Below are 14,198 nucleotides of genomic sequence, written 5' to 3'. Positions count from 1 at the left end.
CTTCGCCCCCCAGCGCGGGGCAAGCCCGCTCACTACAGGTCAAGGTGCGAGCTGTCGGTTGAGCTGATGCCGCCAGCGCACATATAGCAAGGCCGTACAAAACACCGCCAGGCTTGCCAGCATCTCCAGCACCCCGAACCACTGGCGGTTCGGGTCATACGCCGCCAGCGCGCCCTTGATGAAATACAGGTTCACCGCAAAGCACATCCACGAATGCCCGCGCGCACTGCCCAGCAGCATTCCCGGTGCGAGCAACAGCAGCGGCACCAGTTCGATCAGCAGGATCACCCACGGCCGTGCGCCGTGCAGGTCGGCGACGAACAGGTAATAGCCGCACAGCAACCCCACCAGCCCAAAGAACGCCAGCAGGCTCAACGCCCGTGCAACCTTGACCCGTGGCTCCAACCACGCCTGGGGCGGCAAGACCTTAGGCTTTCTGGCCACGGCCGCTCTCCAGCAATGTGGCGGTGTTCGCCAGGCGCAAGCCCAGGGCGCGGCACAGGGCGATCTCATGTTGATCAAGCAGGCGCTTGCCGTCCGGCCCGGCGTGGTGGCTGGCGCCGTAGGGCGTGCCGCCGCCTTGGGTGTCGAGCAATGCCTGTTCGCTGTAGGGCAAGCCGGTGATCAACATGCCGTGGTGCAGCAATGGCAGCAGCATCGACATCAACGTGGTTTCCTGGCCGCCGTGCAGGCTGGCGGTGGAAGTGAACACCCCGGCCGGTTTGCCGACGAGGGCGCCGGTCAGCCACAGGTTGCTGGTGCCATCGATGAAGTACTTGAGCGGCGCGGCCATGTTGCCGAAGCGGGTCGGGCTGCCCAGGGCCAGGCCCGAGCAGTGTTTCAGGTCGTCGAGGCTGGCATACAGCGCGCCTTCCTCCGGGATGCTCGGCGCCACGGCTTCGCACTCGGTGGAGATCGCCGGAACGGTGCGCAGGCGCGCTTCCATGCCGCCTTGCTCGATACCCCGGGCGATCTGCCGGGCCATTTCGCTGACCGAGCCGTTGCGGCTGTAATACAGCACCAGCACATACGGTGTGGTCACGGCAGGATCTCCAGCACGTTCTCTGGCGGGCGGCCGATGATGGCTTTGTCGGCGGTTTCCAGGATCGGCCGTTCCATCAACTTGGGGTGCGCGGCGATGGCGGCGATCAGTTGTGCTTCGCTGAGGCTGGCGTCGGCCAGGTTGAGGGTCTTGTATTCGTCTTCGCCGGTGCGCATCAATTGGCGTGCGCTGAGGCCCAGCTTGGCGAGCAAGGCCTTCAGTTGCGCGGCGTCCAGCGGGGTTTCCAGGTAACGCACCACGGTCGGGGTGAGACCACGGGCTTCGAGCAGTTCAAGCGCACCGCGGGATTTCGAGCAGCGCGGGTTGTGATAAAGCGTCAGATCGGTCATGTGCGGGTCGCATCTTGCGTAAGGTGGCAGGTATTCTACCTGCGCAGCGTCCCGTCCTTAAACCGTAAGAGGCGATAGGTCGCAGCCAACGTTCATTTTTACGAAGGATTACCCCATGACAAGTCGACTGATCGGTGCATTGGCGATCATCACAACCCTGCTGCTCAGCGGCTGCGGTAATGACTACGGCGTTGACCAGTACGGCAAGAAAGTCGCGGCTGAACGCCTGGATAAACAATGGGTCGTGGTCAATTACTGGGCCGAATGGTGTGGCCCGTGCCGTACCGAGATCCCTGAACTGAACGCCCTGGCGGATCAGTTGAAAGGGCAGAACGTCGGGGTGTTCGGGGTCAACTTCGACAATGTGCAGGGTGAGGAGTTGAAGGCCGCCAGCGAGAAGCTGGGGATCAAGTTCACGGTGCTGGCGCAGAACCCGGAAGGGATCTTTGATATACCGCGCAGCGAGGCGCTGCCGGTAACCTACATCATTGATGACAAGGGCAAGGTGCGTGAACAGTTGATGGGGGAGCAGACGGCGGAAGGCGTGATTGCAAAGCTGAAGGCACTACGCGGTTAAAGCAACAACACCAAACCAATGTGGGAGCGGGCTTGCTCGCGAAAGCGGCGGATCAGACAACACATCTGTGACTGATCCACCGCTTTCGCGAGCAAGCCCGCTCCCACATTTTGACCTCGTTCAATCCTGAAAAGGTTGCTGTCAGCCCTCTTCAAGCCACAGGCGAATCGGCTTGCCTTCTGCCGGCCAGAAACGCGTCTGCTCGATCGGCGAGATGTCCCAGCGCTGCACGCCTTGCAGGGCCTGGAAGAAGCGGTGTTCCTGCTCCATCAAGGCCTCTGCGCAGAGTTTGCGGGTGCTGCCGATCTGGCCGAAGCTGAGCTTGTCGCCCTCGAGGGTGTACGGCGCGAACCAATGGTTGCAGCCGCCGTTGCCATAGGCACGACCGTCCTCGCCGAGGGTGACCGTCAGGTGCGCGTAGTCCATCAGTGGCCGCTCACCGATCCATTCCACCACGTAGCTGTGATCCCGCTTGAGCTTGGCCGTATCAGCGGCGCAACCCGTGAGGGCCGCACCTGCGGCGGCGAGCAGAAGCAGGCCTTTCATTGTGCGGCCTGCTGGCATTTCGGGCAGCGGTGCTTGTCGCCCTGGCTGGCCCAGCCCAGCTCCTTGATGCGCGCGTTGGCGGCCGGTTGCAGCGGCTCTTTGCTCAGCTTGGTTTCCACTGCGAATTCAAACTCCAGCACGGTGTCGCAGCTGTCGCAGTTGACCTTCCAGGTGTGAATTTCCAATTCGCCGAATTTCGGCCCGTGGGCCATGGCGACCCATTGACCCGCCGGGCGGATGGAGTAGCGCGCGTCGCCTTCGACGGTGAGGCGCATCGACAGGGTTTTGCTGCCGCGCAGGGTGACGATCAGCACGTCGCCGTGCTTGATCGAACCACCGTTGCCGGTGATCTGGTAACGGCCCGGCACCAGGGCGCGGCATTCGATCAGGGTGTGTTGCGGGCTCAGCAAGCTGAAGCGGAAATCGTGTTCGGCCATGGATCCTCCAAATAGGCGCGGCATCCTATCACGGGTGCTGGCCCATCATGAGCCTGGTATGTGACCGCTGATCATCCTTCAACGAGGTTCTGCGTGCGGCCCTCGGCCCACGCGGCGATGTTGGCGAGGGTCGTGCATGCAATCGCCGACAGCGCCTCGCGGGTAAGAAACGCCTGGTGTGCGGTGATGATCACATTGGGGAAAGTCAACAGGCGCGCAAGTACGTCGTCTTGCAGGGGCAGGTCGGAGCGGTCCTCGAAGAACAATTGCGCCTCTTCCTCGTACACATCCAACCCCAGGTAACCGAGCTGGCCATCCTTGAGCGCTTCGATCAGTGCTGGGGTGTCGACCAGGCCGCCGCGCCCGGTGTTGATCAGCATCGCGCCTGGCTGCATGTGCGCCAGGGAGTCGGCGTTGATCAGGTGTTTGCTGTCGGCCGTCAGCGGGCAATGCAGGCTGATGATCTGCGCTTGGGCCAGCAGTTCGGGCAGGCTCACGTAGCGGGCGCCGAGGGCCAGCACCTGCGGGTTGGGGTACGGATCGTAGGCGAGCAACTGGCAGCCGAAACCGGCCATGATCTTGGCGAATGTCGCACCGATTTGCCCGGTGCCGACCACTCCGACGGTCTTGCCGACCAGATCGAAGCCGGTCAGGCCGTGCAGGCTGAAATCGCCGTCACGGGTGCGGTTGTAGGCGCGGTGCAGGCGGCGGTTGAGGGCGAGGATCAGCGCCACCGCATGTTCGGCGACGGCGTGCGGCGAATAGGCGGGCACGCGCACGATAGTCAGGCCCAGGCGCTTGGCGGCGGCCAGGTCGACATGGTTGTAACCGGCCGAGCGCAGCGCGATCAGGCGGGTGCCGCCTTTGGCCAGGTGTTCCAGCACCGGGGCGCTGAGGTCATCGTTGATAAACGGGCAAACCACTTCGTGGTGTTCGGCCAGTGCCACGGTGTCGAGGTTGAGGCGGGCGGGTTGGAATTGCAGCTCCACGCCGGACGGTAGCGCCTCGCCGAGGAAGCTGTCGCGGTCGTAGGTCTGGCTGCTGAAAAGTATGACGCGCATAAAAAATGCTCCCTGCGATTAATCATTTGAAAACACATGACCCTTGTGGGAGCGGGCTCCCACACAAGCCCGCTCCCACATAAGGCGGTTTCCTGAAGCGTTGCTTCAGGCGCTGACCCGCGCTTCGCTCGCCAACCGCGCAATCGCCATGTCCAGTTCGTCCAAGGCATGCAAGGCCTTTGCATCGTCCTGTTTAAGCAAGGTCTCGGCTCGTTGGCAGGCGGCGCGCAGTTGCGGCACGCCGCAATAACGGGTGGCGCCGTGCAGGCGGTGGACGCGTTCGATCAGCGCGTTGTGGTCCTTGGCTTCGCGGGCCACGGTGATGGCCAGGCGGTCGGCTTCCAGTGAGGCCAGCAACATGGCCAGCATGTCGGCGGCCAGGTCGGTCTTGCCGGCGGCCAGGCGCAGGCCTTCTTCATGATCCAGCACCAGCAGCTTCACGGCTGGGGCGAGGCCGTCGGTGGCACGCTCCGGTACCTGGTTGCGCAGGGCCAGGCCGGTCCACTTGAGCACCACCTGGGCCAACTGCCGCTCGCTGATCGGTTTGGTCAGGTAGTCATCCATGCCGCTTTGCAGCAGGGCACGTTTTTCGTTGGCCATGGCGTGGGCGGTGAGGGCGACCACCGGCAGCGGCGTACCGTGGCGCTCGCTTTCCCACTGGCGAATCGCCTCGGTGCTCTGGCGTCCGTCCATGCCAGGCATCTGCACGTCCATCAGCACCAGGTCGAAGGTTTCCCGTTTGACCGCGTCAATGGCGGCGAACCCGCTTTCTACCGCTTGGACCTTGGCGCCCATGTCTTCCAGCAGGGTCTGCACCAGCAGCAGGTTGGCCGGGTTGTCGTCCACGCACAGCACCCGTGGCGCGCGGCTGGACAGCGGCTCGCCGGGCTCGCTGCGCGAGGGCCGCGGGCTGATCAGGTCGGCCAGGGCGCGGCGCAGTTTGCGGGTGCAGGCAGGCTTGGCCTGCAACTGGCTGTTGGGGTTGGGTACCGACTGGGTGAACAGCATCTGTTCGGTGGTCGGGCACAGCACCAGAACCTTGCAACCCAGGTGCTCAAGGTCCCACAGGTGCTGGTTGAGGCGCTCCGGTGGGATGTCATTGGCGGTGATGCCAAGCACGGCGAGGTCGATGGCCTGCTCGGTCTGATGGGCGCTGGTGATGCCGTTGGTCAGGCTTTCCAGGCTGTTGAACGGCGTGACTTCCAGGCCGCAGTCTTCCAGCTGATGCTGCAGGGCCTGGCGCGCCAGTTCGTGGTTCTCCAGCACCGCCACGCGGCGCCCGAGCAATGGCGCAGACGGCAGGTCTTCGAGGTCGTCGCGGGTTTTGGGCAGGTTCAGGCTGATCCAGAATTCCGAGCCTTCCCCAGGCGTGCTGTCGACACCGATTTCACCGCCCATCTGTTCAATCAAACGCTTGGAAATCACCAGGCCCAGGCCGGTGCCGCCAGGCTGGCGCGACAGCGAGTTATCGGCCTGGCTGAAGGCCTGGAACAACGCGCGCACATCCTGGCTGGACAGGCCGATGCCGGTGTCCTGCACGCTGATGCGCAGTTGCACGCTGTCTTCCTGTTCGTCTTCGATCATTGCCCGGGCGACGATGGTGCCTTCGCGAGTGAACTTGATCGCGTTGCTGATCAGGTTGGTCAGGATCTGTTTGAGGCGCAGCGGGTCGCCCACCAACGCCAGTGGGGTGTCGCGGTAGACCAGGCTGACCAGCTCCAACTGTTTGGCATGGGCCGCAGGGGCGAGGATGGTCAGGGTGTCCTGCAGCAGATCCCGCAGGTTGAAGGGCACGCTGTCGAGCACCAGTTTGCCGGCCTCGATCTTCGAGAAATCGAGGATTTCGTTGATGATGCCCAGCAGGTTGTCGGCGGATTTTTCGATGGTGCCCAGGTAGTCCAGCTGGCGCGGCGACAATTCGCTTTTTTGCAGCAGATGGGTGAAACCAAGGATGCCGTTGAGCGGAGTGCGGATTTCATGGCTCATGTTGGCCAGGAACTCGGACTTGATGCGGCTGGCCTCCAGGGCCTCCTTGCGCGCCAGGTCCAGCTCGATGTTCTGGATCTCGATGGTTTCCAGGTTCTGGCGCACGTCTTCGGTGGCCTGGTCAATGCTGTGCTGCAGTTCTTCCCTGGCGTTTTGCAGGGTTTCGGCCATGCGGTTGATGCCCGAGGCGAGCTGGTCCAACTCCTGGCTGCCCAGCGGCGGCAGGCGGGTTTCCAGGTTGCCGTCCTTGAGCTGGGCTACGGCTTGCTTGATCAGGCCAATCGGCGAGTTGATGGTGCGGCTGATGCGCAGGGCCAGGGCTGCGGTGCAGATCAGCCCGATGGCGATCAACAGCAGGCTGGCGAACAGGCTGCGATAGCCACGCAGCAACATGCCGTTGTGGGACAGTTCGACTTCGACCCAGCCCAGCAGGCGGTCGGCTTCGTCGGGGATCAACTCGCCCGCGAGGTTGCGATGACGGCCAAATACTGGCAGCAGGTAACGCGTTGCATCGTTGCCGGTGCGTTGCAGCAGGTGCGAACTGTTGCCGATGGGCGGCTGGTTGAGCATGGTCGGGCCGGCGTGGGCTTGGGGCGTGCGGTCCGGGCTGAGGAACGACACGGCGCGCACGTCCGGCTGCTCCAGTGACTGGGTGGCGATGCGCTCCAGCAGCTCGGTGTTCTTCGCGCTCAGGGCCGGGGCGACCAGCGGCGCCAGTTGCTCGGCGATCATTTCGCCGCGTTGCAGCAATTGGGTCTGCAATTCCGACAGTTGCATCCAGGTGAAATAGCCCCCCAACAACAGGGCCATCAGACTGGTCGGTAATAAGGTCAGCAACAGTACGCGGCCTTTTATCCCCATTCTTCTAAGCACGCCACTCTCCTGCTACCACATTGTTATCGATAAACCACGCCAGCATCCGGGCCGCGCCACCTGCGCAGTGTAGCCATTTGAGCGGCGTCGGATCTTGCAAATTAATGATATGAGGCAATCTTCGGGCCATTGGGGGGGCGGATGGCGATTGCCTGCGGCGGGTTAATCTTGAATAATCGGCCATTGAGAATGACTTGCAGACGCTAATGAATCCCGCAGCAGTTGTCCTACCCAGTATCCTGACCATTGAAGATGACCCTGTGCTCGGCGCCTATGTCCACGAGCATTTGGGGCGCTGTGGTTTCCAGGTGACGTGGTGCCAGAACGGTCAGCAGGGCTTGCAAATGGCCCGTGACCAGGCGTTCGACGTGGTGCTGATGGATATTCTGCTGCCGGGGATGGATGGCTTGTCGATCCTCACGCATTTGCGCCAGAGCCACTCGATCCCGGTCATCCTGATGTCGGCCCTGGGCGCCGAGGCCGATCGTATCAGTGGCTTTCGCCTGGGGGCGGACGACTATCTGCCCAAGCCGTTCAGTATGGTCGAATTGCGCGTGCGCATCGAAGCCATCCTGCGCCGGGTGGCCCTCGACCGCCGCCCGTTGCCGAGCCTTTCACCGCCGCGCGACGATGCGCCCACCCTGCGTTTTGACGACGAGCTGTGCGACGTTCTCTATCAGGAGCAGTGGGCCGGGCTGACGCGCAGCGAATACCGCTTGCTGGAAACCCTGCACCGCAACGGTGAAGAAGTCCTCAGTAAAGCCTTCCTTTATCAGCACGTGTTGCAGCGCGGCTATGCGCCCCATGATCGCAGCCTCGACATGCACATCAGCCAGATCCGCCGCAAGCTCAAGGCCGTTGGCTACGGCGAGCGCGAAGTACGCACGGTGTGGGGCAAGGGCTATGTGCTGAGCGGTGCCGATGACAGCCTTTGAACGTCCGTTGCAGCGGTTGCCGGGCAAGCACTCGCTATTCTGGAAACTGGCGTGCCTGTTGATCGCCTTCTGTTTGTTGATGATCTGGCTCAGTTGGTCCTGGGGTCGGTACATGGAGCAGAAGAACCAGTACCTGTCCGACGAAGCGAGGATCACCTTGAGTGGTTACGCGGTCAGTGCCGAACAGGCCTGGAACCGCGGTGGGCACGCCGGGGTTGATGCGTGGCTGCAGCAGATGGGCACGCGTGAGCGCACCTGGATCGGGGTGATTGGCAATGACTTGCAGTCCTTGAGCAGCTACCCGTTGAGCGACAAGGAAAGTCAACGCCTGACGTTCCTGCGTGGGCTGGACTGGCCGGTCAGCCGGCATGTGAAAGGCTTGCCGTGGTTGAAAATTCCCTTCCCGGTGAACCCGGAGGCGGGTTCGCTGGTGATCGAGTTGCCGCAACGTTTTATGCCGGGGCGCTACCAGGTGTTCTGGCGAGTGGTGACCAATGGGGTCATCCCCGGTTTATTCACGTTGCTGCTGTGCATCGGGCTCTATCGCCTGCTGATCATGCCCCTCAATCAACTGCGTGAGCAGGCCAATGCCTGGCGCGCCGACCAGTTGAATACACGGTTGTCCCAGGCGGCCATCAGTCGCCAGGATGAGCTTGGCGAATTGGGGCGTGCGTTTGATCACATGTCCGAACGCCTGCAGGGCACGGTGGTCTTGCAGCAACAACTGCTGCGGGACATGTCCCACGAACTGCGCACCCCGCTGAGCCGGCTGCGGGTGGCGTGCGACAGCGAACAGGATCTGACGCAGCTGCGTGAGCGCTTGAGCCGGGAGATCGACGCAATGCAGCGCCTGGTGGAGGACAGTCTGCAACTCGCCTGGCTGGATACCGAGCGTGCGCCGCTGCCCCGGGAAGACATTCAGGTGCAGGCGTTGTGGGACATGTTGCGTGAGAACGCCTGTTTTGAAAGTGATTGGCCGGCATCGCGCCTGCCGTGCCTGCTGGGCGCCGATTGCTGGGTGCGCGGCAACCTCAACGCGTTGGCCCAGGCCCTGGAGAATATCCTGCGCAATGCCATACGCCATTCGCCCGCCGAGGGTGCAGTCAGCCTGGATGGGCGGCGCGAGGGGGATTACTGGCACTTGTGGCTGGAGGATCAGGGCGGTGGTATCGATGAGCGCGATCTGGAGCGTATCTTTGCGCCGTTCACCCGTCTGGATGGCTCGCGGCCCGGCGACGGCGGCTTTGGCCTGGGCCTGAGCATCGCGCGCAACGCCGTGCAGCGTCAGGACGGCAGCCTGTGGGCGCAAAACACCGGACAAGGCCTGCGCATTCACCTGCGCCTGCAGGCGCGCCAGGCCTCAAGCGCGACGTAGTCTGCGCTTCTTCCATTGGTGGGCCACCCACCAGCGCCAGTAGCCCATGGTCAGGCAATAGGCCAGCGCGCCCAACACCAACCCCAATACCACTGAACCCAGCAGGAACGGCTGCCACAGGGTGCTCAGCTGGCCGCTGATCCACTCCCAGGTCAGGTCGTCGGGCAGGCTGCGTGGCGGCACATTCATCAGCCAGGCGCCGGTCAAATAGGTGCAAAAGAACACCACCGGCATGGTGATCGGATTGGTCAGCCACACAAGGCTGACGGCGATGGGCATGTTGCCGCGCACCGTGATCGACAGGACCGCCGCCAACAACATCTGCAACGGAATCGGGATAAACGCCGCGAATAAACCCACGGCCATGGCCCGTGCCACCGAGTGCCGGTTGAGGTGCCAGAGGTTGGGGTCATGCAGCAACGTGCCGAGGAATCGTAAGGACTTGTGTTCCCTGATACTGCTGGGGTCGGGCATGTACCGTTTGAATAAGCGCCGAGGCATAAGGCTTCCAGGTCAGATCGAGGGGCAAGTATGCCCACATTCTATAAACAGAAAATTCAGACTTTGTGACAAAACATCAAAGGCAGTACCGGGCGCTCGGCTAAGACTGAATGGATCACTTGAAAGGGATGATCCATGAGAGCAGGGATGTTCGCGTTTGCACTGGGGTTGTTGACCCTGCGCTTTTTACCGGTGTTGCCGTCTGTCGGCCTGCTGCTGGCCATGCCAGTGGTGGCGTTGATGTTGTTGCCATTTCGCACCTATTGCCTGGCGTTCTTTCTATTCGGCTTGAGTTGGGCGTGCCTGAGTGCGCAGTGGGCGCTGGATGATCGTCTTAGGCCGGCACTGGATGGGCAGACACGCTGGCTGGAAGGGCGTGTCGTCGGGTTACCGCAGCAGACTGGCAGCGGTGTACGGTTCGAGCTGGCCGACAGTCGCTCGCGCAATGCCCGGTTGCCCAAGCGTATCCAAGTGTCCTGGCACGCTGGGCCGGCGGTGCACAGCGGTGAACGCTGGCGCGTGGCGGTCACGCTCAAGCGGCCGGCGGGGTTGCTTAATTTTCATGGCTTTGACCGCGAGGCCTGGTTGCTTGCCCATCGTATTGGCGCCACGGGCTCGGTAAAGGATGGCATGCGCCTGTCGCCTGCGCGTAACGCTTGGCGCGACAGCGTGCGCCAACGCCTGTCGAGCGTGGATGCCCAGGGGCGCGAGGCTGGGTTGGCGGCGTTGGTGCTGGGGGACGGTTCGGCACTGGCGCCGCAGGATTGGCAGGTATTGCAAGCCACCGGCACGGTGCACCTGCTGGTGATTTCCGGTCAACACATTGGTTTGCTCTCGGGGTTGATTTACGCGCTGGTCGCCGGGTTGGCGCGCTACGGCTATTGGCCGCGGGCCCTGCCTTGGCTACCGTGGGCGTGTGGCTTGGCGTTTGCCGCTGCGCTGGGCTACGGCTTGCTGGCAGGGTTCGGTGTGCCCGTGCAGCGTGCCTGCGTGATGGTCGGGCTGGTGCTGCTGTGGCGCTTGCGGTTTCGCCATCTGGGTGCCTGGTGGCCGCTGCTGCTCGCGCTCAATGGGGTATTGGTGCTGGAGCCGTTGGCCAGTTTGCAGCCTGGATTCTGGTTGTCGTTCGCGGCCGTTGCCGTGTTGGTGCCGGCGTTCAGCGGGCGCTTGGGCGCTTGGAGTGTGTGGCAGGCGTGGACCCGTGCGCAGTGGCTGATTGCACTCGGTTTGTTTCCGGTATTGCTGGCGCTGGGGCTGCCGATCAGCCTGAGCGCGCCGTTGGCCAACCTGTTCGCGGTGCCCTGGATCAGCCTGGTGGTGTTGCCGTTGGCGCTGCTCGGGACTGCGCTCTTGCCGCTGCCATGGGTGGGCGAGCAACTATTGTGGCTGGCCGGTGCCGCGTTGGACGGACTGTTTCGCGGCCTCGCGTTGCTGGCGGAACAACTGCCGGCCTGGACTCCGGCCGAGGTGCCGCTGGGCTGCTGGCTGATCAGCCTGTCGGGCGCGGTGTTGTTGCTGTTGCCCAAGGGCGTGCCGTTGCGGCTGCTGGGCTGGCCGATGCTGTTGCTGGCGGTGTTTCCACCCAGGGAATCAGTGCCCCATGGGCAGGTCGAGGTGCTGCAGTTGGATGTCGGGCAGGGTCAGGCATTGATCCTGCGCACCCGTCGGCACACCCTGCTTTACGATGCGGGGCCGCGTTCGGGTGCGTCCGATCTGGGCGCCAGCGTGGTGTTGCCAGCGTTGAAAAAGCTCGGGGTAGGGCGGTTGGACATGCTGCTGCTGAGCCATGCCGACGTCGACCACGCCGGTGGTGCGGCCGCGGTTGCCCGTGGGTTGGCCATCCGCCGGGTAGTGGGCGGCGAGACCGAAAGGTTGCCGACATTCCTCGGGACCCAGCCATGCGTGAGCGGCGAGCGTTGGGAGTGGGACGGCGTGGCGTTTGAGTTGTGGCAATGGTCGGACGCGGTTGAAGGCAACGCGAAGTCCTGTGTGTTGCAGGTCCAGGCCAATGGCGAGCGCCTGTTGCTGACCGGCGATATTGACCGCGCCGCCGAGCGGGCCTTGCTTGAGTCACCCCTGGCGGTGGCGACCGACTGGCTGCAGACACCCCACCATGGCAGTCGCAGTTCTTCGTCCTGGCCCTTTGTACAAAGGCTTTCGCCCCACTCGGTGTTGATCTCCCGCGGCCGTGGCAATGCGTTTGGCCATCCTCATCCGCAAGTGCTGGAGCGCTACCAGGCGCTGGGTAGCCGGATCTACGACAGCGCCGAGCAAGGGGCCGTGCGTCTGCGACTGGGCGCCTTCGCACCGCCGATTGTTGCGCGCAGTCAACGTCGTTTCTGGCGTTATGCATTACCCTTTGAGCCTAAGGTCGGCGAACCCCGCTGACGAACCGATATGGTAAAGTGGCGCACTTTTTCGAGGGGACATTCACTGTGTGGGAATTGGTCAAATCCGGTGGTTGGATGATGTTGCCGATCATCATGAGCTCCATCGCCGCACTCGGCATCGTCGCCGAACGCCTGTGGACCCTGCGCGCCAGTCGCGTCACCCCCGAACATCTGCTGGGGCAGGTGTGGGGCTGGATCAAGAACAAGCAGCTCGACAAGGAAAAACTCAAGGAACTGCGCGCCAACTCACCTCTAGGTGAAATCCTCGCCGCCGGCCTGGCCAATTCCAAGCATGGTCGCGAGATCATGAAGGAGTGCATCGAGGAGGCCGCCGCCCGGGTCATTCATGAGCTGGAGCGCTATATCAATGCCCTCGGCACCATTGCCGCCATGGCCCCGTTGCTCGGTTTGCTGGGCACCGTTCTGGGTATGATCGACATCTTCAGTTCGTTCATGGGCTCGGGCATGACCACCAACGCTGCCGTACTGGCCGGTGGTATTTCCAAGGCACTGATAACCACGGCCGCCGGCCTGATGGTCGGGATTCCTTCGGTGTTCTTCCACCGTTTCCTGCAACGGCGCATCGATGAATTGGTGGTGGGCATGGAGCAGGAGGCGATCAAGCTGGTGGAAGTGGTACAGGGCGACCGTGATGTGGATCTGGTCGAGGGTCGAGCGTGAAATTTCGCCGCAAGCAACGGGAAAACGTCGACATCAACCTCGCGTCGTTGATCGACGTAGTGTTTATCCTGCTGCTGTTTTTTGTCGTCACCACCACCTTCACCCGGCAGACCGAGCTGCGCGTCGATTTGCCCGAAGCGGTCAGCGGCTCGCCGGCAGAAGACCAGCAGGTCAAGCAACTGGACATCGCCATCAGTGCCGAGGGGGTGTTTTCGGTGAATAACCAGGTGCTGGAGAAAAACGACCTGGCCAGCCTGATGGATGCCTTGCAGCGAGAATCCGGCGGCGATACCAAGATGCCGCTGTCGATCAGTGCCGATGGCAAGACCCAGCATCAGGCGGTGATCACGGCGATGGACGCTGCTGGCAAGCTCGGTTTCAGCCATCTGCGCATGAGTACCGTCGAGGCGGCGAGCCAACCCTGATGGCTATGTCCGATCGTTTACTCAAGGCCTGGTATGAAGGGCACCCGGCGCTGTCGCTGTTGCGCCCGCTGGAGTCGCTGTATCGCCGCGTCGTGCAGGGCAAGCGCGCGCGCTTCCTGGCGGGCGAGGGCGAGATCTATCAATCGCCGGTGCCGGTGGTGGTGGTCGGCAATATCACGGTGGGCGGCACCGGCAAGACGCCGTTGATCCTGTGGTTGATCGAGCACTGCCGTCGCAGCGGGTTGCGTGTGGGGGTGGTCAGCCGGGGTTATGGCGCCAAGCCACCGCAGTTGCCGTGGCGGGTCGAGGCCAGTCACAGTGCTGCAGTGGCTGGCGATGAGCCACTGCTGATCGTGCAGCGTTGTGGCGTGCCGCTGATGATCGATCCCGACCGCAGCCGTGCAGTCAAGGCGCTGCTGGCCAGTGAAACCCTGGACTTGATCCTGTCCGATGACGGCCTGCAACACTATCGCCTGGCCCGCGACCTGGAACTGGTGCTGATCGACGCCGCGCGCGGCCTTGGCAACCGCCGCTGCCTGCCTGCCGGGCCGTTGCGCGAGCCGGTGGAGCGTCTTGAGAGCGTGGATGCGCTGCTCTATAACGGTGCCACCGCTGATCGCGAAGATGGCTTTGCCTTCCGTCTACAGCCCACGGCGTTGATCAACTTGAAGACCGGTGAGCGTCAATCGGTCGAGTATTTTTCGTCTGGCCAGCAGGTTCACGCGGTTGCCGGCATCGGCAACCCGCAACGTTTCTTCAACACGCTTGAATCGCTACACTGGCAGCCGATCCCCCATGCTTTTGCCGACCATGCGCCCTACAGCGCAGAGGTCTTGAATTTCACGCCATCATTGCCGCTGGTCATGACCGAGAAGGACGCGGTCAAGTGCCGCGCCTTTGCCCAGCCCGACTGGTGGTATCTTGCGGTGGATGCGGTGCCGTCGCCGGCGTTCGTCGCCTGGTTCGACACGCAACTGATGCGCCTGTTGCCCGCCCGTCTCTTGCCTTAAAACGCTTCT

The 14,198-nt window shown here is 63.0% G+C and carries 15 protein-coding genes; 7 read left to right on the top strand and 8 right to left on the bottom strand.

What is annotated here, in order from left to right:
• Positions 1–39: 39 nt before the first annotated feature.
• Genes LIY36_RS16865 through arsC form a run of 3 tightly spaced genes read right to left on the bottom strand, consistent with a single transcriptional unit; the run spans position 40 to position 1,392 of the window.
• Positions 40–444 (bottom strand): DUF2069 domain-containing protein, encoded by a 405-nt coding sequence (locus tag LIY36_RS16865; protein WP_192296536.1) that lies wholly within the window; start codon positions 442–444, stop codon positions 40–42.
• The gene (wrbA, locus tag LIY36_RS16860; protein ID WP_192296535.1) at positions 428–1,042 is read right to left on the bottom strand and encodes an NAD(P)H:quinone oxidoreductase; all 615 of its coding nucleotides are present in this window, start codon (positions 1,040–1,042) and stop codon (positions 428–430) included. The genes LIY36_RS16865 and wrbA overlap by 17 nt, the downstream gene beginning before the upstream one ends.
• On the bottom strand, positions 1,039–1,392 hold the full coding sequence (gene arsC / locus LIY36_RS16855) for an arsenate reductase (glutaredoxin) (RefSeq protein ID WP_226456365.1): 354 nt from the start codon (positions 1,390–1,392) through the stop codon (positions 1,039–1,041). Before arsC ends, wrbA begins: the two co-directional genes overlap by 4 nt.
• Before the next feature lie 115 nt (positions 1,393–1,507).
• On the opposite strand from arsC, the gene LIY36_RS16850 reads away from it, so the two are divergent.
• The gene (locus tag LIY36_RS16850) at positions 1,508–1,969 is read left to right on the top strand and encodes a TlpA family protein disulfide reductase (protein WP_192296533.1); all 462 of its coding nucleotides are present in this window, start codon (positions 1,508–1,510) and stop codon (positions 1,967–1,969) included.
• Between the two features lie 141 nt (positions 1,970–2,110).
• Here LIY36_RS16850 and LIY36_RS16845 read toward each other — a convergent pair whose 3' ends face one another.
• The 4 genes from LIY36_RS16845 to LIY36_RS16830 all read right to left on the bottom strand — a co-directional run bounded on the left by LIY36_RS16845 (position 2,111) and on the right by LIY36_RS16830 (position 6,872).
• Positions 2,111–2,515, bottom strand: a complete 405-nt coding sequence (locus LIY36_RS16845; protein ID WP_226456364.1) for an META domain-containing protein — start codon at positions 2,513–2,515, stop codon at positions 2,111–2,113.
• Positions 2,512–2,952 carry a hypothetical protein gene (locus tag LIY36_RS16840; RefSeq protein WP_192296531.1) on the bottom strand — a complete coding sequence of 147 codons (441 nt, stop codon included), beginning with the start codon at positions 2,950–2,952 and terminating at the stop codon, positions 2,512–2,514. The genes LIY36_RS16845 and LIY36_RS16840 overlap by 4 nt, the downstream gene beginning before the upstream one ends.
• Positions 2,953–3,023: 71 nt before the next feature.
• Positions 3,024–4,013, bottom strand: a complete 990-nt coding sequence (locus LIY36_RS16835) for a 2-hydroxyacid dehydrogenase (protein WP_226456363.1) — start codon at positions 4,011–4,013, stop codon at positions 3,024–3,026.
• Between the two features lie 105 nt (positions 4,014–4,118).
• A complete protein-coding gene (locus LIY36_RS16830; protein WP_192296529.1) occupies positions 4,119–6,872 on the bottom strand; it encodes a response regulator in 2,754 nt (917 codons plus the stop codon).
• Positions 6,873–7,078: 206 nt separating this feature from the next.
• Here LIY36_RS16830 and LIY36_RS16825 point away from each other — a divergent pair, with 206 nt between their 5' ends.
• Both LIY36_RS16825 and LIY36_RS16820 read left to right on the top strand, forming a co-directional pair.
• Entirely contained in the window at positions 7,079–7,807 is a 729-nt protein-coding gene (locus LIY36_RS16825) for a response regulator transcription factor (RefSeq protein ID WP_226456362.1), read from the top strand.
• The gene (locus LIY36_RS16820) at positions 7,794–9,182 is read left to right on the top strand and encodes a sensor histidine kinase (protein ID WP_226456361.1); all 1,389 of its coding nucleotides are present in this window, start codon (positions 7,794–7,796) and stop codon (positions 9,180–9,182) included. Before LIY36_RS16825 ends, LIY36_RS16820 begins: the two co-directional genes overlap by 14 nt.
• On the opposite strand, the gene LIY36_RS16815 is transcribed toward LIY36_RS16820, so the two are convergent.
• A complete protein-coding gene (locus tag LIY36_RS16815) occupies positions 9,168–9,683 on the bottom strand; it encodes a DUF2062 domain-containing protein (RefSeq protein ID WP_192296526.1) in 516 nt (171 codons plus the stop codon). The two genes, LIY36_RS16820 and LIY36_RS16815, sit on opposite strands and share 15 nt — an antisense overlap.
• 135 nt (positions 9,684–9,818) lie before the next feature.
• On the opposite strand from LIY36_RS16815, the gene LIY36_RS16810 reads away from it, so the two are divergent.
• Genes LIY36_RS16810 through lpxK form a run of 4 tightly spaced genes read left to right on the top strand, consistent with a single transcriptional unit; the run spans position 9,819 to position 14,189 of the window.
• Positions 9,819–12,071: a DNA internalization-related competence protein ComEC/Rec2 gene (locus tag LIY36_RS16810; protein WP_226456360.1), complete on the top strand. Its 2,253-nt coding sequence runs from the start codon at positions 9,819–9,821 to the stop codon at positions 12,069–12,071.
• A 47-nt stretch (positions 12,072–12,118) separates the two neighbouring features.
• Entirely contained in the window at positions 12,119–12,754 is a 636-nt protein-coding gene (locus tag LIY36_RS16805; protein WP_185706715.1) for a MotA/TolQ/ExbB proton channel family protein, read from the top strand.
• Positions 12,751–13,179 carry an ExbD/TolR family protein gene (locus tag LIY36_RS16800; RefSeq protein ID WP_192296524.1) on the top strand — a complete coding sequence of 143 codons (429 nt, stop codon included), beginning with the start codon at positions 12,751–12,753 and terminating at the stop codon, positions 13,177–13,179. Before LIY36_RS16805 ends, LIY36_RS16800 begins: the two co-directional genes overlap by 4 nt.
• Positions 13,179–14,189 (top strand): tetraacyldisaccharide 4'-kinase, encoded by a 1,011-nt coding sequence (gene lpxK, locus LIY36_RS16795; protein ID WP_226456359.1) that lies wholly within the window; start codon positions 13,179–13,181, stop codon positions 14,187–14,189. The genes LIY36_RS16800 and lpxK overlap by 1 nt, the downstream gene beginning before the upstream one ends.
• Positions 14,190–14,198 lie beyond the last annotated feature (9 nt).

Source organism: Pseudomonas sp. AF03-9 (assembly GCF_020515815.1).
Classification (GTDB): Bacteria; Pseudomonadota; Gammaproteobacteria; order Pseudomonadales; family Pseudomonadaceae; genus Aquipseudomonas.
This window is presented reverse-complemented; position numbering and strand designations above follow the sequence as displayed.

What these genes read in the sequence shown, in the direction of transcription:
- arsC (WP_226456365.1), bottom strand. Translation starts at nt 1,392, where the DNA reads ATGACCGATCTGACGCTTTATCACAACCCGCGCTGCTCGAAATCCCGC.
- LIY36_RS16850 (WP_192296533.1), top strand. Translation starts at nt 1,508, where the DNA reads ATGACAAGTCGACTGATCGGTGCATTGGCGATCATCACAACCCTGCTG.
- LIY36_RS16845 (WP_226456364.1), bottom strand. Translation starts at nt 2,515, where the DNA reads ATGAAAGGCCTGCTTCTGCTCGCCGCCGCAGGTGCGGCCCTCACGGGT.
- LIY36_RS16840 (WP_192296531.1), bottom strand. Translation starts at nt 2,952, where the DNA reads ATGGCCGAACACGATTTCCGCTTCAGCTTGCTGAGCCCGCAACACACC.
- LIY36_RS16835 (WP_226456363.1), bottom strand. Translation starts at nt 4,013, where the DNA reads ATGCGCGTCATACTTTTCAGCAGCCAGACCTACGACCGCGACAGCTTC.
- LIY36_RS16825 (WP_226456362.1), top strand. Translation starts at nt 7,079, where the DNA reads ATGAATCCCGCAGCAGTTGTCCTACCCAGTATCCTGACCATTGAAGAT.
- LIY36_RS16820 (WP_226456361.1), top strand. Translation starts at nt 7,794, where the DNA reads ATGACAGCCTTTGAACGTCCGTTGCAGCGGTTGCCGGGCAAGCACTCG.
- LIY36_RS16815 (WP_192296526.1), bottom strand. Translation starts at nt 9,683, where the DNA reads ATGCCTCGGCGCTTATTCAAACGGTACATGCCCGACCCCAGCAGTATC.
- LIY36_RS16810 (WP_226456360.1), top strand. Translation starts at nt 9,819, where the DNA reads ATGAGAGCAGGGATGTTCGCGTTTGCACTGGGGTTGTTGACCCTGCGC.
- lpxK (WP_226456359.1), top strand. Translation starts at nt 13,179, where the DNA reads ATGGCTATGTCCGATCGTTTACTCAAGGCCTGGTATGAAGGGCACCCG.